The organism is Geomonas anaerohicana (assembly GCF_016458305.1).
GTDB lineage: Bacteria > Desulfobacterota > Desulfuromonadia > Geobacterales > Geobacteraceae > Geomonas > Geomonas anaerohicana.
Window position 1 is genome coordinate 556,269 of record NZ_JAEMHL010000001.1, and the last position, 20,633, is coordinate 576,901.

At 63.0% G+C, this 20,633-nt stretch carries 23 protein-coding genes and 1 riboswitch; of the genes, 9 read left to right on the top strand and 14 right to left on the bottom strand.

Annotated features, from left to right (window positions below; genetic code table 11):
* Positions 1-119 precede the first annotated feature (119 nt).
* Positions 120-1,322 carry an acetate kinase gene (locus JFN91_RS02290; protein WP_199387586.1) on the top strand — a complete coding sequence of 401 codons (1,203 nt, stop codon included), beginning with the start codon at positions 120-122 and terminating at the stop codon, positions 1,320-1,322.
* Between the two features lie 134 nt (positions 1,323-1,456).
* On the opposite strand, the gene metX is transcribed toward JFN91_RS02290, so the two are convergent.
* The 5 genes from metX to JFN91_RS02315 all read right to left on the bottom strand — a co-directional run bounded on the left by metX (position 1,457) and on the right by JFN91_RS02315 (position 6,599).
* Positions 1,457-2,560: a homoserine O-acetyltransferase MetX gene (gene metX, locus JFN91_RS02295; RefSeq protein ID WP_199387587.1), complete on the bottom strand. Its 1,104-nt coding sequence runs from the start codon at positions 2,558-2,560 to the stop codon at positions 1,457-1,459.
* Between the two features lie 98 nt (positions 2,561-2,658).
* Positions 2,659-2,757, bottom strand: a riboswitch (SAM riboswitch).
* A gap of 85 nt (positions 2,758-2,842) precedes the next feature.
* Positions 2,843-3,013 (bottom strand): hypothetical protein, encoded by a 171-nt coding sequence (locus tag JFN91_RS02300; protein ID WP_199387588.1) that lies wholly within the window; start codon positions 3,011-3,013, stop codon positions 2,843-2,845.
* Positions 3,010-3,873, bottom strand: coding sequence for an NAD(P)-dependent oxidoreductase (locus JFN91_RS02305; protein ID WP_199387589.1), 864 nt, complete (start codon positions 3,871-3,873; stop codon positions 3,010-3,012). The genes JFN91_RS02300 and JFN91_RS02305 overlap by 4 nt, the downstream gene beginning before the upstream one ends.
* A 153-nt stretch (positions 3,874-4,026) precedes the next feature.
* Positions 4,027-5,790 (bottom strand): aminodeoxychorismate synthase component I, encoded by a 1,764-nt coding sequence (pabB, locus tag JFN91_RS02310; RefSeq protein ID WP_328745446.1) that lies wholly within the window; start codon positions 5,788-5,790, stop codon positions 4,027-4,029.
* Positions 5,742-6,599: a TIGR02757 family protein gene (locus JFN91_RS02315; RefSeq protein ID WP_199387591.1), complete on the bottom strand. Its 858-nt coding sequence runs from the start codon at positions 6,597-6,599 to the stop codon at positions 5,742-5,744. The genes pabB and JFN91_RS02315 overlap by 49 nt, the downstream gene beginning before the upstream one ends.
* A 113-nt stretch (positions 6,600-6,712) precedes the next feature.
* Here JFN91_RS02315 and JFN91_RS02320 point away from each other — a divergent pair, with 113 nt between their 5' ends.
* A complete protein-coding gene (locus JFN91_RS02320; protein ID WP_199387592.1) occupies positions 6,713-7,084 on the top strand; it encodes a pyridoxamine 5'-phosphate oxidase family protein in 372 nt (123 codons plus the stop codon).
* A gap of 1 nt (position 7,085) precedes the next feature.
* Here JFN91_RS02320 and dtd read toward each other — a convergent pair whose 3' ends face one another.
* The 5 genes from dtd to dapF form a co-directional block, all read right to left on the bottom strand.
* Positions 7,086-7,535 carry a D-aminoacyl-tRNA deacylase gene (gene dtd, locus JFN91_RS02325; RefSeq protein ID WP_199387593.1) on the bottom strand — a complete coding sequence of 150 codons (450 nt, stop codon included), beginning with the start codon at positions 7,533-7,535 and terminating at the stop codon, positions 7,086-7,088.
* The gene (locus JFN91_RS02330) at positions 7,532-8,050 is read right to left on the bottom strand and encodes an O-acetyl-ADP-ribose deacetylase (RefSeq protein WP_199387594.1); all 519 of its coding nucleotides are present in this window, start codon (positions 8,048-8,050) and stop codon (positions 7,532-7,534) included. The genes dtd and JFN91_RS02330 overlap by 4 nt, the downstream gene beginning before the upstream one ends.
* Before the next feature lie 24 nt (positions 8,051-8,074).
* Positions 8,075-8,926: a deoxyribonuclease IV gene (locus JFN91_RS02335; RefSeq protein WP_199387595.1), complete on the bottom strand. Its 852-nt coding sequence runs from the start codon at positions 8,924-8,926 to the stop codon at positions 8,075-8,077.
* A complete protein-coding gene (locus JFN91_RS02340; protein ID WP_199387596.1) occupies positions 8,926-9,363 on the bottom strand; it encodes an HIT family protein in 438 nt (145 codons plus the stop codon). The genes JFN91_RS02335 and JFN91_RS02340 overlap by 1 nt, the downstream gene beginning before the upstream one ends.
* Positions 9,364-9,443: 80 nt before the next feature.
* A complete protein-coding gene (gene dapF / locus JFN91_RS02345) occupies positions 9,444-10,289 on the bottom strand; it encodes a diaminopimelate epimerase (protein WP_199387597.1) in 846 nt (281 codons plus the stop codon).
* A 134-nt stretch (positions 10,290-10,423) separates the two neighbouring features.
* On the opposite strand from dapF, the gene JFN91_RS02350 reads away from it, so the two are divergent.
* The 3 genes from JFN91_RS02350 (at position 10,424) to larE (ending at position 12,107) form a co-directional block, all read left to right on the top strand.
* Positions 10,424-10,633, top strand: coding sequence for a hypothetical protein (locus JFN91_RS02350; RefSeq protein WP_199387598.1), 210 nt, complete (start codon positions 10,424-10,426; stop codon positions 10,631-10,633).
* Positions 10,634-10,744: 111 nt separating this feature from the next.
* On the top strand, positions 10,745-11,203 hold the full coding sequence (locus JFN91_RS02355) for an RrF2 family transcriptional regulator (RefSeq protein WP_199387599.1): 459 nt from the start codon (positions 10,745-10,747) through the stop codon (positions 11,201-11,203).
* A gap of 97 nt (positions 11,204-11,300) precedes the next feature.
* Positions 11,301-12,107 carry an ATP-dependent sacrificial sulfur transferase LarE gene (larE, locus tag JFN91_RS02360; protein WP_199387600.1) on the top strand — a complete coding sequence of 269 codons (807 nt, stop codon included), beginning with the start codon at positions 11,301-11,303 and terminating at the stop codon, positions 12,105-12,107.
* Between the two features lie 4 nt (positions 12,108-12,111).
* Here larE and JFN91_RS02365 read toward each other — a convergent pair whose 3' ends face one another.
* On the bottom strand, positions 12,112-12,534 hold the full coding sequence (locus JFN91_RS02365) for an Hsp20/alpha crystallin family protein (protein ID WP_199387601.1): 423 nt from the start codon (positions 12,532-12,534) through the stop codon (positions 12,112-12,114).
* 103 nt (positions 12,535-12,637) lie between these two features.
* Positions 12,638-12,811 (bottom strand): hypothetical protein, encoded by a 174-nt coding sequence (locus JFN91_RS02370; RefSeq protein WP_183345018.1) that lies wholly within the window; start codon positions 12,809-12,811, stop codon positions 12,638-12,640.
* A gap of 184 nt (positions 12,812-12,995) precedes the next feature.
* On the opposite strand from JFN91_RS02370, the gene JFN91_RS02375 reads away from it, so the two are divergent.
* Genes JFN91_RS02375 through JFN91_RS02385 form a run of 3 tightly spaced genes read left to right on the top strand, consistent with a single transcriptional unit; the run spans position 12,996 to position 16,887 of the window.
* The gene (locus JFN91_RS02375; RefSeq protein ID WP_183345020.1) at positions 12,996-13,169 is read left to right on the top strand and encodes a DUF4177 domain-containing protein; all 174 of its coding nucleotides are present in this window, start codon (positions 12,996-12,998) and stop codon (positions 13,167-13,169) included.
* A complete protein-coding gene (gene polA, locus JFN91_RS02380; RefSeq protein ID WP_199387602.1) occupies positions 13,170-15,848 on the top strand; it encodes a DNA polymerase I in 2,679 nt (892 codons plus the stop codon).
* 49 nt (positions 15,849-15,897) lie between these two features.
* The gene (locus tag JFN91_RS02385; protein WP_199387603.1) at positions 15,898-16,887 is read left to right on the top strand and encodes a PilZ-like domain-containing protein; all 990 of its coding nucleotides are present in this window, start codon (positions 15,898-15,900) and stop codon (positions 16,885-16,887) included.
* Here the strand turns inward: JFN91_RS02385 and JFN91_RS02390 are convergent.
* Positions 16,871-17,722 (bottom strand): HDOD domain-containing protein, encoded by an 852-nt coding sequence (locus JFN91_RS02390; protein WP_199387604.1) that lies wholly within the window; start codon positions 17,720-17,722, stop codon positions 16,871-16,873. The genes JFN91_RS02385 and JFN91_RS02390 overlap by 17 nt on opposite strands.
* 1 nt (position 17,723) lies before the next feature.
* Positions 17,724-19,640 carry a GspE/PulE family protein gene (locus JFN91_RS02395; protein ID WP_199387605.1) on the bottom strand — a complete coding sequence of 639 codons (1,917 nt, stop codon included), beginning with the start codon at positions 19,638-19,640 and terminating at the stop codon, positions 17,724-17,726.
* A gap of 245 nt (positions 19,641-19,885) precedes the next feature.
* Here JFN91_RS02395 and JFN91_RS02400 point away from each other — a divergent pair, with 245 nt between their 5' ends.
* Positions 19,886-20,614, top strand: a complete 729-nt coding sequence (locus tag JFN91_RS02400) for a Smr/MutS family protein (protein ID WP_199387606.1) — start codon at positions 19,886-19,888, stop codon at positions 20,612-20,614.
* The last annotated feature ends 19 nt before the right edge of the window (positions 20,615-20,633 follow it).

Sequence of the window (20,633 nt, forward strand, 5' to 3'; positions counted from 1 at the left end):
TCCCACCGATCACACTCTCCACACGTATCGTAGCTGACATCCCCGTACCACTCCCGGTGATACGCAAATAGCAGCGGGCACGGCTGAACTTTCTCCTGCCCGGATCGGAGTTTAGCAGCATGCTGATTCTCACCCTCAACTGCCGCAGATTCTCGGCGCAGTACCAACTCTACAACTGGGGCGACCAGGCCGTTATGGCCACCGGCATGGTTGAAAGGATTGTTGTCGGCGACTCCTTCCTGACCCACCGTGTTCCCGGAGCCGATGCCAAGCACCTGGAAGGGGAGTGCGCGGACCACAAGGATGCGCTGCGGCTGATTCTGGACACCCTGGTCGGGGAGGGGCTGATCAACGCTGTCACCGATATCAAGGCCATAGGGCACCGCGTGGTGCACGGGGGAGAGCGTTTCACCCAGTCGGTGTTGATCGACGAGGACGTGGTTGAGGCGATCAGGGAGGTGGCGACACTGGCGCCGCTGCACAACACCCCGAACCTCGCCGGCATCCGTGCCGCCCAGGAACTCCTCCCGGAACTGCCCCAGGTCGCCATCTTCGATACAGCCTTCCACCAGACCATGCCCGAGCCCGCCTACATGTACCCGCTGCCTTACGAGTGGTACCAAAAGCACGGCGTCAGGCGCTACGGCTTCCATGGTCAGTCCCACCTTCATGCCGCCAGGCGAGGGGCCGAACTGGCCGGCGTACCGCTGGAGAGTTCCAACCTGGTCACCATCCACACCGGCAACGGCGTCTCGCTCTGCGCGGTGAGAAACGGCGTATCGGTCGATACCAGCATGGGGCTAACCCCGCTCGAAGGTGTCATGATGGGGACCCGCTGCGGGGATATCGATGCGGGGATCATCCCGTTCATGGTGAACGAGGCCGGGGTGTCTGCGACCGAGCTCGACCTGTTCCTGAACCAGAAGAGCGGCCTGGCGGGCATCGTGGGGCGCCGGGTCAGTCGCCGGACCGTCGTGGACGAGGCGGTCGTAGGGGACGCTCGCTGCCAGCTGGCGCTCGACATGGAGGCGTACCGGTTGAGGAAGTACCTGGGCGCCTACATCGCCGTGATCGGCAGGCCGGACGCCATCGTGTTCACCTACGGTGAGGGATGGGAGGACTGGCCGGTGCGCGGCATGGCGCTTAACGGGATGAGCCAGTTCGGCATCAAGGTGGACCTGAAACGGGACGCCGAGGCTCTTTTGGGAGGAAAGGACATCATGATCAGTGCGGACGACTCAGCCGTGAAGGTGTTCGTGATACCAAGCGGTGAGGATATGGTGCTCAACGAGGACGTCGCCGCCATCATGGGGTGGCAGTAGCGGTAGTAGCGCGAAAAGAGACGACAACGGGCGGATGATTTGAGATCATCCGCCCGTTTTTTTATTGTGCGTCCCCTCTCCCTCCGGGAGAGGGTGCCCGAAGGGCGGGTGAGGGCGTTGCTACGAAAGCAAGGTCAGAACTTGATCCCATCCAGGAAGGTCTGCACCATCGGCGTGAAGGTCTGGTGCTCGAGCAGGAAGGCATCGTGGCCGTAGGCGGAGGTGATGAGGTGGTACTCCACCGGCTTCCCCAGCTTCTGGAGCGAGATCGCCATCTCCTCGGTCTGAGCCGGCGGGTAGAGCCAGTCTGAGGTGAAGGCGAAGAACTGGATCGGCGCCTGCACCGGTTCGAAGGCTTCTTCCAGCGTTTCGCAGCCGGCGGCGACGTCGTAGAGGTCGAGGGCCTTGGCCAGGTAGAGGAAGGAGTTGGCGTCGAAGCGGTCCACGAAGTTGTAGCCGTTGTAGTTGAGGTAGCGCTCCACCTCGAACTGCCCGAAGAAGTCGAACTGGCCGTCACGTGCCGAGAAGCGGCGCCCGAACTTGGCGGTCATCGATTCGTCGGAGAGGAAGGTGATGTGACCGATGCCGCGGGCCAGCGCCAGTCCGTCCTTGGGGTTCTTGCGGTACTCCCCCTTCTTCCAGGTGGGGTCGTTGAAGATGGCCCAGCGCGCCACGGCGTTCAGCGAAATAGCTTGCGCCGACGGGCGCGGCGTGGTGGCCAGCACCACCGCCGAGGCCACCCGGTCCGGATACTGCGTCGCCCACTCCAGGGCCTGCATCCCTCCCATGCTGCCGCCCAGCACGCAGAAGAGTTTCTTGATGCCGAGCCGGTCCATGAGCAGCGCCTGGGCCTTGACCATGTCGCGCACGGTGATGACCGGGAAGGCGAGGTTGTAGCGTTTGCCGGTCTTGGGGTTCAACGAGGTCGGGCCGGTGGATCCGAAGCAGGAACCGATGACGTTGGAGCAGATGACGAAGTAGCGGTCGGTGTCCAGAAGGCAGCCGGGTCCCACGATGTCGTCCCACCAGCCGGCCCGCTTCTCGTCCTGGCTGTAGCGGCCGGCCAGGTGCGCGCTGCCGGTCCAGGCGTGGGTGACCAGGATGGCATTGGAGCGGTCCTCGTTGAGGGTGCCGTAGGTTTCGTAGGCGATATCGATCGGCCCGAGAATACGGCCGCTCTCCAGGCGTAAATCGGTCTCAAAGGTGGCTATCTGTTCTGTCGCAATGCCGTAGGACATGTCTCTCTCGTACTTTCGGGTGCCGGGACCGGCACTAAAAAAGCCCCATCTCGGTATGAGAAGGGGCTTTTCGGGTGTGACAGTAACTAAAAGCGCCTTTCTCATCTTCGCCTTTCGGCAGGATTTAGCACCTGTCGCCCAATGGGCCGGTTGCTGTGGCTTCGCAGGGCCTTTCCCTCCACCACTCTAGATAAGCAGGTCTTTCTATTCAATTTTCGGTGCAGAATAAGGGAGCCGCTCGTATTTGTCAACGGCAAACTGAGCCGCAGGTTTACCGTGCCGCTAGAGCTGCCGGTGGTATTTGACCAGGATATACAGGCACGCCGCACCAGCCACGAACATGCCGATGTCGCGCAGCCAGGGGACCGGCTTGTCCAAGCCTGACTGTATCAACGGGTCCAGCAGGGCACTGGTCAAAAGCGTTACCGCGGCAAAAGAGAGCAACTTTTTCATGAGGTGATGGCCTTAAGGACGGCGCAGAAGTCGCGGTCGGCAAGACCCATCCCCTTTGCCCTCTTGAAGCTCTCATTGGCGGCCGCGGCGGAGACCAGGGGCTGGTTCAGTGTGTCGCCCAGGGCCACGGCCAGGCGCATGTCCTTCTGCATGTGTTTGAGCGGGAAGGCAGGGTCGAACATCCCCTGCGTCATCTGGGCTCCCTTCAGCTTGAACATCGGGTTGGCCAGCGCGCCGGAGTCAAGCACGTCCAAAAGGTCCGCGCTGGCAAGGCCCGCCTTCTCCGCCAGGGCCAAGCCCTCGCAGAAGATGGTCATCATCCCTCCCATTACCATGTTGACGATGAGCTTCATCTCTGCGCCGCGCCCCACCTCGCCGAGGAAGAGGCTCTTTTTGCCCATCTTCTCGAAGAGCGGCATGGTCTTATCGAAGAGGCCGTGGTCGCCGGCGGCGAGGATGATCAGGGTGCCGTCCTCGGCCGGCTTTTTGCTCCCCGACACCGGCGCCTCGAGGAACCTGCCACCCTTGGCGGTGACTGCGGCCGCGATCTCCTGGGCCGTGGCGGCGTCCACCGTGGACATGTCCACGTAGCCTCGGCCGGCGCCGATTCCTTCCAGCGCTCCCTGCGGGCCGAAGCAGACGTCATGGGCCGCGGCCGGGTCGGCCAGCATCGCGATGGTGATGGCGCAGGTGGAGGTAACTTCCGCCGGCGTTGCCGCGACCGCTGCCCCGAGTGCCGCGAACTCCTCGCACTTGGCAGGAGAACGGTTCCAGACCTTGACCTTGAAGCCCGCCTTGATGAGGTTCTTGGCCATGGCGCTCCCCATGATGCCCAACCCTAAAAAGCCGTACGTTTCCATGTTCATCCTCCTTCTACATGTGATGTAGCCAGAATAGTATCGTCAGTCCATTCCCCTCCCCCCGGAGGGGGGAGGCTGGGAGGGGGGAGCTTCAGTACCGCGCCCCCTCCCTAACCCTCCCCCTCCGGGGGGGGACTTACCGGCATCAGCCTCTCAATCCAACAGCCTCGCCTGCCGCCACCCGCGCACCGAGTTTACCAGAAAAACCGCCTCGGCCCGCTCCAGGTCCTCTCTTTTCAGGATCCTCTCCTTGATCGTCCACTGGGCCAGCAACTCCTCGCGGAGGGTGCCGGGGAGGAGCCCGCAGCCAAGGGGCGGGGTGCATTTCATGCCGTCGATGACGGCGACCAGGTTGCTGTAGGTCCCTTCAGTCACCTCGCCGCGCTCGTTCTCGAAGATCACCTCGTCGAGGTCCGGCCGGGCGGCGAGCTCCCGGTGGAACATGTCGCGCCGGCTGGTCTTATGGTAGAGAAAGGGATCCGAGGAGCTGACACGCTGTCGCGCGAAGGAGACTTTCGCCTCCGGGGTGGCCTCGGCGAGCGGCGTCGCTTCGCAGCTGAGGCGCCCGTCCCTGAAGAGCAGCAGGCGCACCTTGTACCGTGTTGAAGGGATGAGACCCGCCGCGGTTTCCTGCAAGGCGCGCAGTGCGGCGCCTTCTGCAAGGGGAAAGGAGAAGTAGCGGGCTGAGCGCTCCAGCCGCTCCAGGTGCCGCTCCAGCAGGGAATACCCCTGCTCGTCATGCAGCAGCGATTCGATCAGGTGGAATTCCGGCCGCTGCTGTCGGATGAACGTTCCCTTGTCCAGGCACTCCTGGTACTCCGCCTCGGGCTTGGAATCATAGGTGATACCGCTGCCGATACCGAGCTCGCCCCGCCCGGTGTCGCAGTCGAGGACGGCGGTGCGGATGGCAACGCTGAAAAGGGCCTCGCCGCCGGGGGAGAAATAGCCGAGGCAGCCGGTGTACAGACCGCGCGGGTCCGTTTCCAGCTGGGCGATGATCTCCATGCTGCGCTTCTTGGGGGCGCCGGTGACCGAGCCGCAGGGGAACAGGGCCCGGAACAGCTCCGGCGGTGTGATTCCGTCCCGGACGCGCGACTCGATGGTGGAGGTCATCTGGTGCACCGTCGGGTGGCTCTCCACGTCGAAGAGCGACTCCACCCGGACCGAACCGGTCTCAGAGACTATCCCCATGTCGTTGCGCAGCAGGTCTACGATCATGAGGTTCTCCGCCACCTCCTTAGGGCTCTGTCGGAGCTGCGCTTTCCGGGCCAGATCCTCGGCGTACCAGCGGCCGCGCGGGGCAGTCCCCTTCATGGGGCGGGTAACCAGCCTGCCGTCGGCCAGGGAGAAGAACAGTTCGGGGGAGGCCGAGAGCACCCGCCACCTGCCGCACTCGAGGTAGCAGTTGTACGGGGTGGGCTGGCTGCGGCTAAGCTCGCTGAAGAAGGAACGGGGGCAGCCGGTGAAGGCGAAATGCTGCCTGATGGTGTAGTTGACCTGGTAACTGTCCCCGGCGGCTATCAGATCCCGGATCTCCTGCACGCAGTCGCGATACGATTCCCACCCCGGTGTCGCCTGCCATTCAGAGCAGCGAAAGGGGTTGTCATGGCGCGGGAAGGCCTGGGGGGCGCGCTGGGTGTAGAGCACGAACCAGAGAAGCGGCATCGGGTGCGGTGCAGAAGTGGTGAGTGCATTGTTGATGGCGCCCGCCGCCTCGTAACAGACAAAGCCCGCGGCATGGAGCCCAGCAGAGAGCTGACGCTGCAACTCCTCGAAAGCCGGGAGCACCTCTTCCGGCGTCAGCGCGACTATTTCGCCGACCTGACCGGTGAAGGCGAAGCCGTGCAGGTATGCCGGGAAGGGGAGCGTCAAGTGGGCCCTGCCGAGCAGATGTCGCCGATCGGGCAGGTAGCGCACTTGAGGCGGTCCTTGCCGTCGCACCCTTCCGAGATTCCCAGGTGGCAGATGGCGAAGTCGTACTTCACCGGGTCGGCCTGGTCGAGCTGCCGCAGGGCCCGGGTGATCTCGCAGGCCATGCGCCAGTCCGCCTGCTTGCGGCTGGTGAAGCCGAGGAAGCGGCAGATGCGCTGGATGTGGGCGTCGACGGGGATGACCAGCTGCGCCGGGGAGATGCCGTGCCAGATGCCGAGGTCGATGCCGTCGGCGGGGCGTACCATCCATCTGAGATACATGCAGAGCCGCTTGCAGGCGCTCCCCGAGGCTGGGGAGGGGAAGAAGAACGGGAAGTAGGAGTCCGCGGGGACGCCACCGGGGCCGAACACGGGGGAGAGGTCGAGGCTTTTCACGGCCTCGGAAAAACCGGAGAGGGTTCCGGTCAGGTCCTCGTCCGCCGGGGTGTAAAAGCGCAAGAGCCACTTCTCGATGGAACCGGCCTCCTCGATCATTATCCGGGCTGCCAGGAGCAGTGCGCAGAGGTCACGGGCGTCGTTGAAGCGGTGCTTGAAGCCCGCGAAGTCGCGGCTCCCCTGCTTCGGGTCGAAGCGCTCCACGAAACGGCGCGGGGAGGGGCCCATGGCATCGAAGATAACCGCCAGGTTCTTCTTGATGATTTTGACGTTGCCGTAGGCGAAAGACGACGCCACTAGCCCGGCGACCTCCTGGTCCAGGGGATCCTGGTAGCGGTGGCAAAACGAGAGCGGGTCGTTGGCCAGGTGGGCCTGGGAGCGGTTCTGGTACAGCGCTTCGAGTATTGTTTTCAGCTCCACGTGTGGTTCCTTCGCTGCGGCCGCCCCGGTGTCGGCGCGGTAGACAATCGGTTCGAGCCTGCTAGATTATCATAGTTGCTTCATCAGCTTAAAGAGAAAAGGGGGCGGAACACATGAAGCTTGCTGAACTGTTTCCGGAAGGGGGGCGCGGCATTTTGGGCACCGCCGACGCGAACGGCGTGGTCAATCTCGCCGTCTTCGCCGTCCCGCACGTGGTCGATGACCAGACCCTGGCCTGGGGCTTCGGCGACGGGCGCAGCATCGCCAACCTGAGGCAAAACCCGCACGCCAGCTACCTCTACCTGGCGCCGTCGCGAGGCTACAGCGGCTGGAGGCTGACCCTTACTATGATCGAGGAAAAGGGGGAGGGGGAACTCTTGGGTGAGATCAAGGAGCGGACCGCACTGGTGGCGAGCCCGCAGGCAAGTGCGGCGGTTTCCCGGGTGGTCTACTTCAAGGTGGACGAGGTCCGGCCACTCATGTGAATCAGCGGTTGGGCGGGGTCTCCAGGACGAAGGTCACCGGCCCGTCGTTCACCAGCGCCACCTCCATATCGGCCTGGAAGATCCCGCTTTGCACCGGCACTCCCAGCTCCCAAACCTGCCCCATGAAGTAGCTGTACAGCTTGTTGGCCTCCTCGGGGGCAGCCGCGGTATCGAACGAGGGGCGCCTCCCCTTGGAGCAGTTGCCCGCCAGGGTGAACTGGGATACCGCCAGCATCTCCCCCTTGATGTCGGGCAGGGCCAGGTTCATCTTGCCCTGGTCGTCACAGAAGATCCTCAGGTTGACGATCTTCTCCGCCATCCAGTCCGCCTGCTTGCAGGTGTCGCCAATCTCCACGCCGAGCAGCACCAGGATCCCCGGGCCGATCTCCCCGACCACCTTTCCTGCCACCGTGACGCTTGCCCGCTTGACCCGCTGAATTACCGCCTTCACGCCAGAACCTCCTGCATCGTTTCCCGATAAATGTCCGCGTCCTCGGCGGAGAATGCCGTAAAAATAATCTTCTTCAAATCCGGGTAGCTGGCCAGTGCCGCCTTGGCCTCTTCCAGCGCGATGCGGCAGGCCGGCCGCTTGGGGTAGCCGTAGACGCCGGTACTGATGGCGGGGAAGGCGATGCTGGCAAGCCCGTTTTCGTGCGCCAGCCGGAAACAGTTGCGGTAGCAGGAGCGGAGCAGTTCCGCCTCGCCGCGGCCCCCGCCGTGCCAGACCGGCCCCACGGTGTGGATCACGTGCCGGGCCGGGAGCCGGTATCCCCCGGTGATCTTCGCCTCTCCGGTCGGGCATCCCCCGAGGGTGCGGCACTCGGCGAGAAGCTCCGGGCCTGCCGCACGGTGAATGGCTCCGTCCACGCCACCCCCGCCCAAAAGCGAGCTGTTGGCAGCGTTGACGATGGCGTCCACCGTCACCTTGGTGATATCTACCTGTACGATCTCAACCTTGTCGCGCATGCCGCACCTCCTGCCGGTGCCGGATCAGCTTTCGATCAGGCTCCGCAAAAGTTTGAGGTTTACCGCGTCCATCTCATCCTCGTCCCCTTTCGGCGTCTCGATCACCTTGGGGACCAGGGCGAAGTGCGGGTCGTTCAGGATGAAGCGGAAGGGCTCCAGCCCAAGCGTGCCGGCGCCGATGTGCTCGTGGCGGTCCACCTTGCAGCCGAGACCCTTCTTGGAGTCGTTGAGGTGGAAGGCCATCAGCCTGTCGATGCCGAGCAGGGCGTCGAACTCGTCGAAGGTCCTGCGATAGCCGTCGTGGTCGGCGATGGGATAGCCGGAGGCGAAGGCGTGGCAGGTGTCGAAGCAGACGCCGAAGCGGGTCGGGTCGGAGCAACCGGTCATGATCGCCTTCAGGTGCTCGAACTTGTAGCCCAGGTTGCTCCCCTGGCCGGCCGTGTTCTCCAGGAGCACCTTGCCGGTAAACTGTGGCACCTCGCCGAAGAGCTGGTCGAAGGCCTCGCAGACGCGCCGGATGCCCACTTCCTCCCCGTCGCCGTTGTGGGAGCCGGGGTGCATGACCACCTTGTCGATGCCGAGCTTGGCGCAGCGCTCCAGCTCCTCCCGGAAGGCTATCAGGCTCTTGTCCTTCACGTCGCCGGGGGCTGCTGCCAGGTTGATCAGGTAGATGTCGTGGCTCATGACGCTTTTCATGCCGCTGGCCGCGAACTTGTCCCGGAAGAGCTGTGCGTCGGCGTCGGAAATCGCCTTGCCGCGCCACTGGTTGGAGTTCTGGGTGAAGACCTGGATCACCCCGCAGCCGGAGGCGACCCCGCGGTCGACGGCGTTGTGGATCCCCCCGGAGATGGAGACGTGTGCGCCCAAAAGGTCCATTACGCCCTCCCCTTGACGCCCAGTTTGCCGAGGTGGGTCCTGATCAGCTCGGTCCGGGCCAGGTACTCCTCGCTTTTAAGGATCAGTTCCTGGTGCGGCTCGCTCCAGTGCGGGCGCGGCCAGAGCGCGTCGGACGAGCGGCGCGGCACCACGTGCCAGTGCATGTGCGGCGCCATGTTGCCCAGCAGTTCATAGTTGATCTTGTCCGGGCTGAAAGCGTTGTAGAGGGCTTCCGCCACGGCACAGACCTCCGCCATCACCCCGTTGCGCACCGTCTCGGAGAGGTGGAACAGTTCGGTGACGTGGTCCTTGGTATAGACGAAGCAGTAACCGGCGAAGAACTGGTCCCGGTTCAGCGAAACCATGGTGTGTTCGAGCTCGATGACACGCTGGTCCACGTCGTCTTGCCACTTGGTGCAGATGGGGCATGAGTTCACAAAAGGCTCCTAAAGGCAGATTGAGATTAAGACAAAGATTGAGCTTCTCCTTAGTCTCACTCTCAGTCTTCGCCTTAATCTTAATCTTGATCTATGTTTATCTCGCCGCTGAAGACCTCTACCGCCGGACCGGTCATGTAGATGTTGCCGTCCTCGCTCCATTCCATTTCCAGGTCGCCGCCGGTCAAGTGGTTCAGGATCTTCTTCTCGGTCAGGCCGTTTAAAACGCAGGCCGCGGTGACCGCGCTGGAACCGGTGCCGCAGGCGAGGGTCTCACCGGCGCCGCGCTCCCAGGTGCGCTGGCGCACTTCGGTGCGCGAGATCACCTGCACGAACTCGACGTTGGTGCGGCGCGGGAACAGTTCGTGGTTCTCGATCAGCGGCCCGTACTTCGCCACCTCGAAGTTGTCGACGTCATCGACGAAGATGACGCAGTGGGGATTCCCCATCGAGGCGCAGGTAATGTTGAAGGTGGAGTGCAGGATATTGAGCGGTTCGGCGATCACCTTCTCGTCGGGACTGCCGACCATCGGGATCTCCTTCCGGGTGAGGCGGGGCGGTCCCATGTTGACCCGCACCTTCTCCACCTTGTCGGCGGCGCCGGTGAAAAGCTGGAGGGTGAGTATCCCGGCGCCGGTCTCGGCGGTGATCTCCTTCTTGGCGACGATGCCGTGGTCGTAGGCGTACTTGGCGACGCAGCGGATGCCGTTGCCGCACATCTCGCTCTCGGAGCCGTCGGAGTTGAACATGCGCATCCTGACGTCAGCCACCTCACTGGGCATGATCAGGATAAGGCCGTCGGAACCGATACCGAAATTGCGGTCGGACACCTTGACGGCCACGGCGGCGGGGTCCTGCACGGTTGCTTCGAAACAGTTGACGTAGACGTAGTCGTTGCCGGCACCCTGCATCTTTGTGAATTTCATAGAGAAAGACCCCCAAGGAAAGTATCTTACCTAAATAACAAAAACGGCCTGCCGCAACAAGCTAAAACCGGAGTTGCTTGACCGGAGCGTATACTTTTCAGTAGTATCATGAGAAAAAAAGGCTGGGAGGCTTAATGGAAATCAAGAACAGAATCTGGATGAACGGCAACCTGGAGTGGTACGCCTACATCGACGACGCGGAAGTTTTCCTGGGGAGCCGCGAGGTTCCGACTCCGCTGGAAGAAGGGGACAAGTGGACCAACATGTACGGTGACGTCTTCCAGGTCATCGACGGCGCCATCACCCTGGTGGAGCGGGTCGAACCGCCGCAGCGCTACTGGTGATATGGCGCAGGTCTGCAGTGGTAAATGCGGACATGCAATTCTTTATATTCTTGACATGAAAAATGTGGTATTGTATCCTCGCTTAACCATTAAACAGCGGGAGATACAGACATGAGACTTTCCACCAAGAGCCGTTACGGCTTGAGGGCTCTTTTTGACATCGCCTACAACGCCGGGTCCCAACCGGCGCAGATTCAGGACATCTCGCGGCGCCAGGACATCTCGCCCCGTTACCTCGAGCAGATCTTCCAGGGGCTGAAAAAGCACGGCATCCTGAAGAGCAAGCGCGGACCCCAGGGGGGGTACTGCCTCGCCAAGAGCCCCGAGGACATCACGGTACGCGCCGTGATCGAGGCGACCGAGGGGGACACCCTCATCGTCGACTGCGCCGGGAGGAGAAAGGGCGAGTGTGGTTTCGATGGGAGCTGCGTGACCCAGACCGTCTGGGAGGAATCCAACTCCAGGCTAAACGAGTTCTTCGAATCGATCACCCTGAAGACCCTGTGCGAACGGGGTGAGGCGCTGGGCATCAAGCGGGAGCAGGATCACCGCTTCATGTACTTCATCTAGACGGCAGGCCGCTTTACATACCAAAACGACTGCAGCCGCGGCGGCTCCAACGGCTGTTACGTGTGGGGTGTCCCCGGGCGCGGTCCTGCGAGGCCCCATGGCATCACCCCCGCAAAAGTACACCAAACTGCAAGAGATCCTGCGCGAGATGGGGACCGTCCTGGTTGCCTTCTCGGGCGGGGTCGATTCCACCTTTCTGCTCAAGGCGGCCATCGATACCCTCGGAACCGAGAAGGTTCTCGCCGTAACCGCCACCTCACCCACCTACCCCGAAAGTGAACTGAACGAGGCGAAGCGGCTGGCCGCATCCCTTGGCGCCACGCAACTCCTGGTCGAGTCCAACGAACTGGAAATCCCCGGTTTCAGCCACAACCCAAAGGACCGCTGCTACCACTGCAAGAGCGAGCTGTTCCGGATCTGCAGCGACAAGGCGCGGGAACTCGGCTTCACCTTTGTCGCCGACGGCAGCAACACCGACGACCTCGGCGACTACCGTCCCGGGCGGGTCGCCGCCTGCGAACTGAAGGTGCGCTCGCCGCTGCTGGAGGCGGAATTGGCCAAGGCTGACATCAGGGAACTGTCGCGGGGCCTGGGCCTTCCCACCTGGGACAAGCAGGCCTATGCCTGCCTGGCCAGCCGGTTTCCTTACGGCACCGAGATCACCGAGCAGAGGCTGAACCAGGTGGAGCGTTGCGAAGAGTTTCTCAAGGGGGAAGGGTTCCGGGTGTACCGGGTGCGCTTCCACCAGGAGAGCGCGCGCATCGAGCTCTCCGAGGCGGAACTGGGGCGGATGCTGGAGCCGGCCCTGCGGCAGCGCACCCTGGACTTCTTCCGGCAGGCCGGCTTCACATACGTGTCGCTCGACCTGCAGGGATACCGCACCGGCAGCATGAACGAGGGATGACCCCTCAGCCGATCTCGACGGTGATGGTCTTGGGTATGACGATGGTGAGGACGCCGCAATCGCAGCTCGCGTTGAAGCCCGCGGCGTCGAAGTCGGGGGGGACGGCGAAGCTCCTCTGGAAGGGGCCGAAGTAGCGCTCGATGCGGTGGAAGTTCTCCTTCCGGATCTCCTCGCTGTGCTTTCGTTCCCCCTTGATGGTCAGGGTGTGGTCCTCGGCCCTGATCTCGATGTCGGAGAGGTCCAGGTCGGGCAGTTCCACCTTGATGGTGACCGCGGCGTTGCTCTCGTAGACGTCCGCCGGCGGGTGCCAGACCCCCTCCCTGATCTCCTCGCCGATTTCGCGGGTCCAGGCCAGGTCGAGCAGCCGGTTCATCTTGTCCTGCATGCTTCTGAGTTCGCTGAGCGGGTTGTACCTGACAATCGCCATCTTCTCCCTCCGCTGGTGCGCCACCGGGCGCGTATGGTAGGCAAAATTTAAGGGGAGGGAGCCGTTTCCTCAAGCCCCCTCCCCGTTGTTTCCTTCTCCTGGTTTAAATCCGCTTCCCTTTGGGTACGGTGTGCTTCAATTTTTTGGAGCCGTCGTAGAGATGTTGTTTCACCAACTCCCTTTGTGCCTTCAAGTCCTTTTTCTCGTAGTCCATTGCCAGGTTGATTTCCATCCTCTGTGCCAATTCGTCGATGGTTTTTTCTTCGTCTCGTGCCATGCTGGCTCCCCTTTTACCTGGTTGTTAACGCCGATGTCTAACTGCCTGAACTTGCTGGACCTCCTTTTTTGAGTTTTGAGAATCATAGCAGTTTGGATCTTTTTTGCAACAGAACATTTCGCCTTGAAGCATAAGGGTTTATCGGATAATATGGCCGGGAAAATCCCAGTCGTAAGGAGTGTTTATGCTGCAGTACAAGGTCGTCGAGCTAAGCCATGTTTCCGAGGACACCATCGAGGAGGCGCTCAACGAATGGACCCGGAAGGGGTGGAAGTTCGACGCCATGCAGTTCGCCATGCGTGACGCCAGCAAGCGTCCGGCCATGGCTTTTGTGGTCTTCACCAAAGAGGAGAACTAGGTGACCACCGAGAGAGAAACACTGTACCTGCTGGACGGCTCTTCCTATATCTACCGTGCCTATTTCGCCATCCGCCACCTGAGTTCCCCCAACGGTTTTCCCACCAACGCGCTCTACGGTTTCACCCAGATGCTCTTGAAGGTCATGAAGGACCGGGCACCGGCGCACGTGGCCGTGGTGTTCGACGCCGGCAAGATCACCTTCCGAAATGAGCTTTTCCCCGCCTACAAGGCGACCCGGAGCGCCATGCCCGAGGACCTGGCCCAGCAGATCGAGCCGATCAAGCAGATGGTGCGCGCTTTCAACATCCCGGCGCTGGAGCTGCCCGGCTGGGAGGCGGACGACATCATCGGGACCATCGCCAAGAAAGCGGAAGCCGCGGGTCTGGACTGCGTGGTGGTCACCGGCGACAAGGACCTGATGCAGATCGTCACCGAGCACGTGACCCTTCTGGACACCATGAAGGACAAGAGCTTCGGCATCCCGGACGTGATCGAGAAGTTCGGGGTGGAACCGGCGCGGGTGGTCGACGTGCTGGCGCTTTGGGGTGACACCTCCGACAACATCCCCGGCGTCCCGGGCGTCGGCGAGGTGACCGCCAAAAAGCTGCTGCAGGAGTTCGGCACCCTGGACGAGCTGCTGGCGCGGGCGTCCGAGGTGAAGGGGAAGACCGGCGAGCGGCTGGTCGAGTTCGCCGACCAGGCCCGGCTGTGCCGCACCCTGGCCACCATCGACTGCGCCGTCCCCATCGAGTACAACATCGACGACTTCGCGGTCACCCCTCCTGACAACCGCCGGCTGGCCGCGCTGTTCCGCGAGTATGGTTTCGCCACGCTCCTGAAAGATTTGACCAGTTCGCCCACCCTGTCCTGCGACCGCTACTCGCTGGTGCTGACCGAGGCCGAACTGCGCGAACTGGTGGCGAAGCTGGAAAAGGCGCCCGCCTTCGCCATCGACCTGGAGACCACCAGCCTGAACCCGTTCGAGGCCGCCGTGGTCGGCTACGCGGTGAGCTGCCACTCCCACGAGGCCTACTATATCCCGGTCGGGCACCGCTACCTGGGCGCTCCGGAACAGCTCTCCGAAAAGCTGGTGCTGGAGCTTTTGGGACCGCTGCTCGCCGACCCGAACCGGAAAAAGATCGGCCAGAACCTCAAGTACGACTACCAGGTGCTGCAACTGGCGGGCGTGGAGTTCGCCGGCATCTGGTGCGACACCATGCTGGCCGCCTACCTGGTCAACCCGTCGCGCAACAGCCAGGGGCTGGACGCGCTGGCGCTGGAGTACCTGGACCACCGCATGATCTCGTACGCGGAGGTGGCCGGCACCGGCAAATGCGAACTGAACTTCTCCGAGGTGGACCTCGACCGCGCCGGCCCGTACTCCTGCGAGGATGCCGACGCCACCTTCCTGCTGCACGAGATCCTGCTCCCCAAGGTGCGCGAGCAGGGGATGGAGGAGCTTCTCTTCGACATCGAGATGCCGCTCATGGAGATCCTGGCGGACATGGAGCTGTGCGGCGTGAAGCTGGACCTTGAGCTCATGAAGGAGCTGTCGGCCGGATTCGGTAAACAGCTCATCGAGCTGGAAGCGAAGATCCACGACCACTGTGGCGGCCCCTTCAACATCAACTCGCCCAAGCAACTGGGCGAGATGCTCTTCGAGCGCATGGGGCTCGCCGTCGGCAAGAAGACCAAGGGGAAGACCGGCTGGTCCACCAACGTTGAGGAGCTGGAACGGCTGGCCGAGCAGCACGAGGTGGCGCGCCTGCTGCTGCAGTACCGCAGCATCTCGAAGCTGAAATCCACCTACACCGATGCGCTCCCGAAGCTGGTGGACGCGAGGACCGGGCGCGTGCACACCTCCTACAACCAGGCGGTCACCAACACCGGCAGGCTCTCCTCGTCGGATCCAAACCTGCAGAACATCCCGGTGCGCGGGGCGGAGGGGCGCGACATCAGGCGCGCCTTCGTGGCCGAGCCGGAAAGCCTCATCCTGTCCGCGGACTACTCGCAGATCGAGCTGCGCGTGCTGGCGCATCTCTCCGGGGACCGGGTGCTCAGTGAGGCTTTCGCCTCGGGCGAGGACGTACACCGCCGCACAGCGGCCGAGGTATTCGGCATGTTCCCGGAACTGGTCACCCCCGAGATGCGGCGCCAGGCCAAGGTGATCAACTTCGGCGTCATCTACGGGCAGGGGGCGTTCTCGCTGGCCAAGGAGCTCGGGGTCACCGCCAAGCAGGCCAAGGCCTTCATCGACAGCTACTTCGAGCGCCATGCCGGGGCGAGGAGCTTCCTGGATAGCTGTATCTCCGAGGCCGAGACCTGCGGCTTCGTCACCACCATCCTGGGAAGAAGGCTGCAGATCCCGGAGATCGCCAGCAAGAACGGCAACATCCGCGCCTTCGCCCAGAGAAACGCCACCAACTACCCGATCCAGGGCTCAGCGGCCGACATCATCAAGGCGGCCATGATCGAGGTCTCCCGCCGCATGCGCGAGGAGCGGGTGGCCAGCCGCCTGATCATGCAGGTGCACGACGAACTGGTGTTCGAGGTGCCGGAAAACGAGCGGGAGCTGATGGAGGAGCTGGTGCGCAGCGAGATGGAGGGGGCGCTGCAGTTGTCGGTGCCGCTCAAGGTCGATCTCAACTTCGGTCAAAACTGGGCCGAGGCGCACTAAGGTTTTCCGCGCCAGCGACCGAAGAGGAGCTTGGCAGGACGGAGGGGCTATGGCAGAGGAGCTGGAACAATACGCGCGGTACTTCCGGGAAGGGACCCGGGTTCGCGTCGGGATTCCGCTGGAGGGAGGCGGCTGGTTCCCGGAATGGGGCTCGGTGGCCGTGCTGGACGACGACCTGCTGCTGGTCGATCTCTCCCGTGACCAACTCCCCGAGGAGGCCAGGCTCGAGACCGGGCAGACCCTGAACGTGGGGCTTCCCGAGCAGGAGCAGTCGCTCACCTGCCGCGCGGTCCTGGTGCAGGTGGACAGCGTCGAGCACCGCCTGGCGTTGCGCCTCATCGAGGAGGTCTACCCCTTCGAGCCCAGGGAGTACTACCGGCAGGACGTCTACCTCCCCCTGGACTACCGGTTGCCCCTGTCCCAGATCGAGGCGGACGTGCGGCTGCGCTGGTTGCAACGGCGCCGGGAGATGGAGTTCGCGGCCCAGACCCCGGAACCGGGGGAACCTGAGGAGCTGGAGGACAGCCGGGAGGAGATTCGGGCCAGGCTTGAAAAGCGCAAGGACACCCCGCCGGTGGCAGCCAACATCTCCGGCGGCGGGCTGCGCATCAACATCAACCAGAAGCTGATCGTGGGGCAGTTGATCGAGTTGAGCATCTACATTCCCAACGTCCAGCACCTGGTGGAAATAGTGGGGGAGGTGGTCGAGGTGCGGGACCTCCCTGATCAGATGCGTTTCAGCACCGCAGTGCGCTACCGCATGATCGACGAGGCCGACCGCGACCGCCTGATCGGCTACATCTCCGCGCAGCAACTGCTGCAGCTTTCCCAGCAGACCCCGCGGGTGCTGCCGTCGCCGGAGCCGAGGATGTCGACCTTCGCCTGGCGCCTGCAGATCGCCCTGGCCTTCATCCTCCTGGTCGCCTTCATCGGCTGCCAGGTGAAGGCCATCCGCCAGGCCAAGGACCGTGGTGAAAAGTGGGAAGTACAGCGTATCTTCGACGAGGGATTCGTAGAGTTTCTCAAGAGGCAGCGGTGACCATCTCCATGGCGTCCTCGATCATGATCTCCAGCTCGGCGAGCATGATCTCCTTGATCCCCATGCTTTGTGCCTCGAAGGTGGCCGCCAGCATCAGGTTCGGCTCCGGCGCCCCCCCAAGCCCCAGTTTCCGGCAGGCGTGATCCACCAGCCGCACCAGGCTCAGCAGCACGTCGCCGGTGTCGGTAAGTTCCTTGTGGTGGTCGCGCACTATGGTGCAGTACACCTCCGGCAGGTTCCATTTCTGCATCAGCTGGTATCCCGATTCCGTGTGCATCGCCGCCATGATCTCCGCGGTGAGCTCGCGCGAAATCCCTTTCCGCTCCGTGTCGGCGTTGACGATCCCCTCCAGCACCTTGAGTATTAACAGGCTGCCGATGTCGTGCAGGAGCCCGGCGATGAACCCCTCCTGCGCCAGTTGCTTGTAGCCGCTTTTCTCGCACAGCCAGCGGGTGCCGATGGCGCAGCCGATGGCGTGCTTCCAAAGAATCTGCGACTGACTCTTCAATTCCGGATGGGTGAAGCTGTTGTAGCTGTTTTGCTGGGAGGCGAGCATGGCCACGCTGGCGATCTCGCGTGCCCCCAGCCGCACCACCGCGTCCGTGATGGTGGTCACCTTGGCCAGGCCGCTGAAGAAGGCGGAGTTGGCCAGCCGGAGGATCTGGCTGGTCAGTGCCTGGTCCTTGATGATGAGCGCCACTACCTGGTCGATGGTGAAATCCTTGCCGGACAGGATCGCCTGCAGCTTCACGGCGACCGGGTGGAACACCGGGAGGTTGAGCGTTTCCGATTCCAGGTGCTCTTTGACGACGTCGACGAAGGGTTTGCTTTGCATGTCATTCCCCCAGAAGGCGCCTGATCTCGGCGATCGGGCGCGGCTTGCCGATCCTGGGCAGGAGCCGCACCGTGTCGTGCAGCGATACCTCGCCCCGTGCCGCCTTGCACAATCCTGATTCCAAGAGGGTCACCATGCCGGTGCTCTCGGTGGAGATCTTCCGGATCTCGTAGGAGGTCTTCTTGCTCAGGATGGCGTCCTTCACCAGCTCGTTCAGGATCAGCATCTCGAAGACCCCCACCCGCCCCCGGTAGCCGCTGTAGCGGCACTTGCCGCAACCCCGCCCGGTCCTGAACTCGGCCCCTCTCAGATCGACGTTGCTGTAGCCGATCCTTCTTAGCTCGGTGGGGTTGGGGAGGTAGGGTTCGGCGCACTCCGGGCACACCCGGCGCAACAGGCGTTGTGCCAGCACGCAGACCACGGTGGAGGCGATCAGGAACGCCTCGATGTCCATGTTCATCAGGCGCAACAGACCGCCGACGCTGTCCTCGGTGTGAAAGGTGGTGAGCACCTTGTGCCCGGTGAGGGCGGCCTGGATCGCGGTCTCGGCGGAGAAGCTGTCCCTGATTTCACCCAGCACGATGATGTCCGGGTCCTGGCGCACGATGTGGCGCAGTGTTTCGTCGAAGGTCACCCCGATCTTCTGGTTGATGGAACACTGGGCGATCCCCTCGATCACGTACTCGACCGGTTCCTCCGCGGTGGCGATGCTGGTGGAGAGTTCGTTCAGGTGCTGCACGCAGCTGTACAGGGTGGAGGTCTTGCCGCTGCCGGTGGGGCCGGTGACGATGAGGACGCCGCTGGGCGTGTCCAGCGCGTCGTCGATGAAGCGCTCCAGCATGCGCCCGGGCATGCCGATCTCTTTCAGGTCCAGCAATTCACCCTTCATGCTCAAAAGGCGCAGCACGATCTTCTCGCCGTAGATGGTGATGTAGAAGGAGACCCTCATGTCCAGCGTGGCGCCGGTCTTGGGACTCTCGTAGCAGATCCTGCCGTCCTGGTGCCTCCTTCTCTCGGCGATGTCGGCCTCGGCCAGGACCTTGATCCTGCTGCTGACCGGCAGCGCCAGCTCCTTGGCGAGGTCCTTGTAGAGCACCAGCATGCCGTCCCGGCGGAAGCGGACCCGGAGCGCGCTGCGCATCGGCTCGATGTGGATGTCGCTGGCTCCCTCCTTGAGCGCCTCCTCAAAGATGGAGTTGACGATGCCGGTGACGGTGTGCTCGTCGGTCGCGGTGCCGTCCCCCTGGATCATCCCCCTCTTGAGCAGGGTGAAGGCGTCGCGGATCGCCTTCATGGTGCAGATGGCGAAGATGGTGTTGCCCTGCCCGAAGAGCTTCTCCGCGGTCCTTCTCCCCTCCAGGTTCAGTGGATCCGCTATCGCTACCAACACCTGTCCGTTCTCCTCCCGGACCGGGACGAAGTTGTGTTGCGCGAGCCAGTGCTGCGGCACCTTGGCCAGGAGCGAACGGTCGATATCGGCGGCCTGCAGGTCGATGAAGGGGTAACCCAGTTGGAAGGCGAGCACCTCGGCCAGCGTGTACTCCTCGATGAAGCGCTGCTCCACGAGGATCTCCCCGAGCATCTTGCTGTTGTCGCCGTCACGCTGGATGCCGAGCGCCGCCTGCAGTTCGGCCGGTTTCAGGTAACCCAACTCCACCAGCAGGGCGCCCAGCTTCACCGAAATAATATTGTTGCGCAGGGTCTCGCGCAGCTGCTCCCGGCTGAAAAAGCCCAGCTCCAGCAGCACCGCGATCAGAGTCCTTGGCGTCGCCAGCTTGGTCTTCACCCGCTGGGCGTAGGCCAGCTGCGTCTCCGCCAGGTAGCCGGACTTCACCAGCAGCGAGGCTATTTCCAGTCCGGAGTCGTCCATCCCGTCTTTCCGGGCCGTCTGGTTCGGGTAGTTGCCGTAGCTTTCCATGCACCTTCCCCCGCGTGCGCCAGGATCGCAGTACCTGCCGCTGGCCGACACTGATCGTTGACATGCACCCCAAAACCTTGGTAGTATACCATGCCGATTGGAGCAGGCTAATTTATCTCCTCTCTCGAAGTCGCACCACCTCCCCCTTCAATACACGCAAAAACAGCAGCTTATGCTGGCGCGCATTGGTCACTCCGCAGCAATGGCCCGCAGGCAGAGCAGAAGCAAAGGAAAGGGCCCGCCCCATGAAAAAGAAGGACAAAGAGAAACAGCAACCCAAACAGAAAGAGTTCAGCGCCTCCCCCTTCCAGGCACTCAAGGGTGCCACTCTCAACCTGCAGGGTGCGCCGTCGGCCCCGGTTCCTCCCAAGAAGAAGGAGGAGAAGCCCGCGAAGCCAGCACAGGAAATGTCGGACGAGATGTTGTTCTTCGAGGCCGTGGCCGGGGTGAAGCGGATCTCGGGTACCATGCCGCCGGCGCAGGTGAAGGCGCAACAGACGGCGAAGGCCCGTCGCGACGAGGAGGATCAGGAAGTCTTCCTGAAGGCCCTGGAAGCTCTGCGGCTCGACGTCCGGTTTTCGGACCAGGTCCAGGAAGAGGAGGCAGCTCCGCGCCCGGCGGCGGTAAACCGGCTGCGCCAGGTGCGCCGCGGCGGCATCAGGATCGACCTGCAGCTCGACCTGCACGGGCTCACCCGCGACGAGGCGCTGGAAAACCTGGAGAGGTTCGTTAAGGCGGCGTACAACCGCGGTCAGAAAGGGGTGCTGGTGATTACCGGGAAGGGGAACAATTCTCCGGGGGAGCCGGTGCTGAAGGTGGCCGTCGCCAACTGGCTCAGGGAACACGGCAAGGGGATGATCGCGGAATTTGTGCAGGCTCCCAGCGACATGGGAGGAAGCGGCGCTTTCGTGGTGTTCTTCAAGGAGAAAAAGGCGGAGCCGTTAGAGGCGGGTGAGGCAGGGGGGAAGGCGTAAGGGTCACCCTTCGTCAAGC

Excerpts from the sequence above, each read along its gene's own strand:
- JFN91_RS02290 (WP_199387586.1), top strand. The coding sequence starts at position 120 with ATGCTGATTCTCACCCTCAACTGCCGCAGATTCTCGGCGCAGTACCAA.
- metX (WP_199387587.1), bottom strand. The coding sequence starts at position 2,560 with ATGTCCTACGGCATTGCGACAGAACAGATAGCCACCTTTGAGACCGAT.
- JFN91_RS02300 (WP_199387588.1), bottom strand. The coding sequence starts at position 3,013 with ATGAAAAAGTTGCTCTCTTTTGCCGCGGTAACGCTTTTGACCAGTGCC.
- JFN91_RS02305 (WP_199387589.1), bottom strand. The coding sequence starts at position 3,873 with ATGGAAACGTACGGCTTTTTAGGGTTGGGCATCATGGGGAGCGCCATG.
- JFN91_RS02320 (WP_199387592.1), top strand. The coding sequence starts at position 6,713 with ATGAAGCTTGCTGAACTGTTTCCGGAAGGGGGGCGCGGCATTTTGGGC.
- JFN91_RS02330 (WP_199387594.1), bottom strand. The coding sequence starts at position 8,050 with ATGCGCGACAAGGTTGAGATCGTACAGGTAGATATCACCAAGGTGACG.
- JFN91_RS02335 (WP_199387595.1), bottom strand. The coding sequence starts at position 8,926 with ATGGACCTTTTGGGCGCACACGTCTCCATCTCCGGGGGGATCCACAAC.
- dapF (WP_199387597.1), bottom strand. The coding sequence starts at position 10,289 with ATGAAATTCACAAAGATGCAGGGTGCCGGCAACGACTACGTCTACGTC.
- JFN91_RS02350 (WP_199387598.1), top strand. The coding sequence starts at position 10,424 with ATGGAAATCAAGAACAGAATCTGGATGAACGGCAACCTGGAGTGGTAC.
- JFN91_RS02355 (WP_199387599.1), top strand. The coding sequence starts at position 10,745 with ATGAGACTTTCCACCAAGAGCCGTTACGGCTTGAGGGCTCTTTTTGAC.
- larE (WP_199387600.1), top strand. The coding sequence starts at position 11,301 with ATGGCATCACCCCCGCAAAAGTACACCAAACTGCAAGAGATCCTGCGC.
- JFN91_RS02365 (WP_199387601.1), bottom strand. The coding sequence starts at position 12,534 with ATGGCGATTGTCAGGTACAACCCGCTCAGCGAACTCAGAAGCATGCAG.
- JFN91_RS02370 (WP_183345018.1), bottom strand. The coding sequence starts at position 12,811 with ATGGCACGAGACGAAGAAAAAACCATCGACGAATTGGCACAGAGGATG.
- JFN91_RS02375 (WP_183345020.1), top strand. The coding sequence starts at position 12,996 with ATGCTGCAGTACAAGGTCGTCGAGCTAAGCCATGTTTCCGAGGACACC.
- JFN91_RS02385 (WP_199387603.1), top strand. The coding sequence starts at position 15,898 with ATGGCAGAGGAGCTGGAACAATACGCGCGGTACTTCCGGGAAGGGACC.
- JFN91_RS02390 (WP_199387604.1), bottom strand. The coding sequence starts at position 17,722 with ATGCAAAGCAAACCCTTCGTCGACGTCGTCAAAGAGCACCTGGAATCG.
- JFN91_RS02395 (WP_199387605.1), bottom strand. The coding sequence starts at position 19,640 with ATGGAAAGCTACGGCAACTACCCGAACCAGACGGCCCGGAAAGACGGG.
- JFN91_RS02400 (WP_199387606.1), top strand. The coding sequence starts at position 19,886 with ATGAAAAAGAAGGACAAAGAGAAACAGCAACCCAAACAGAAAGAGTTC.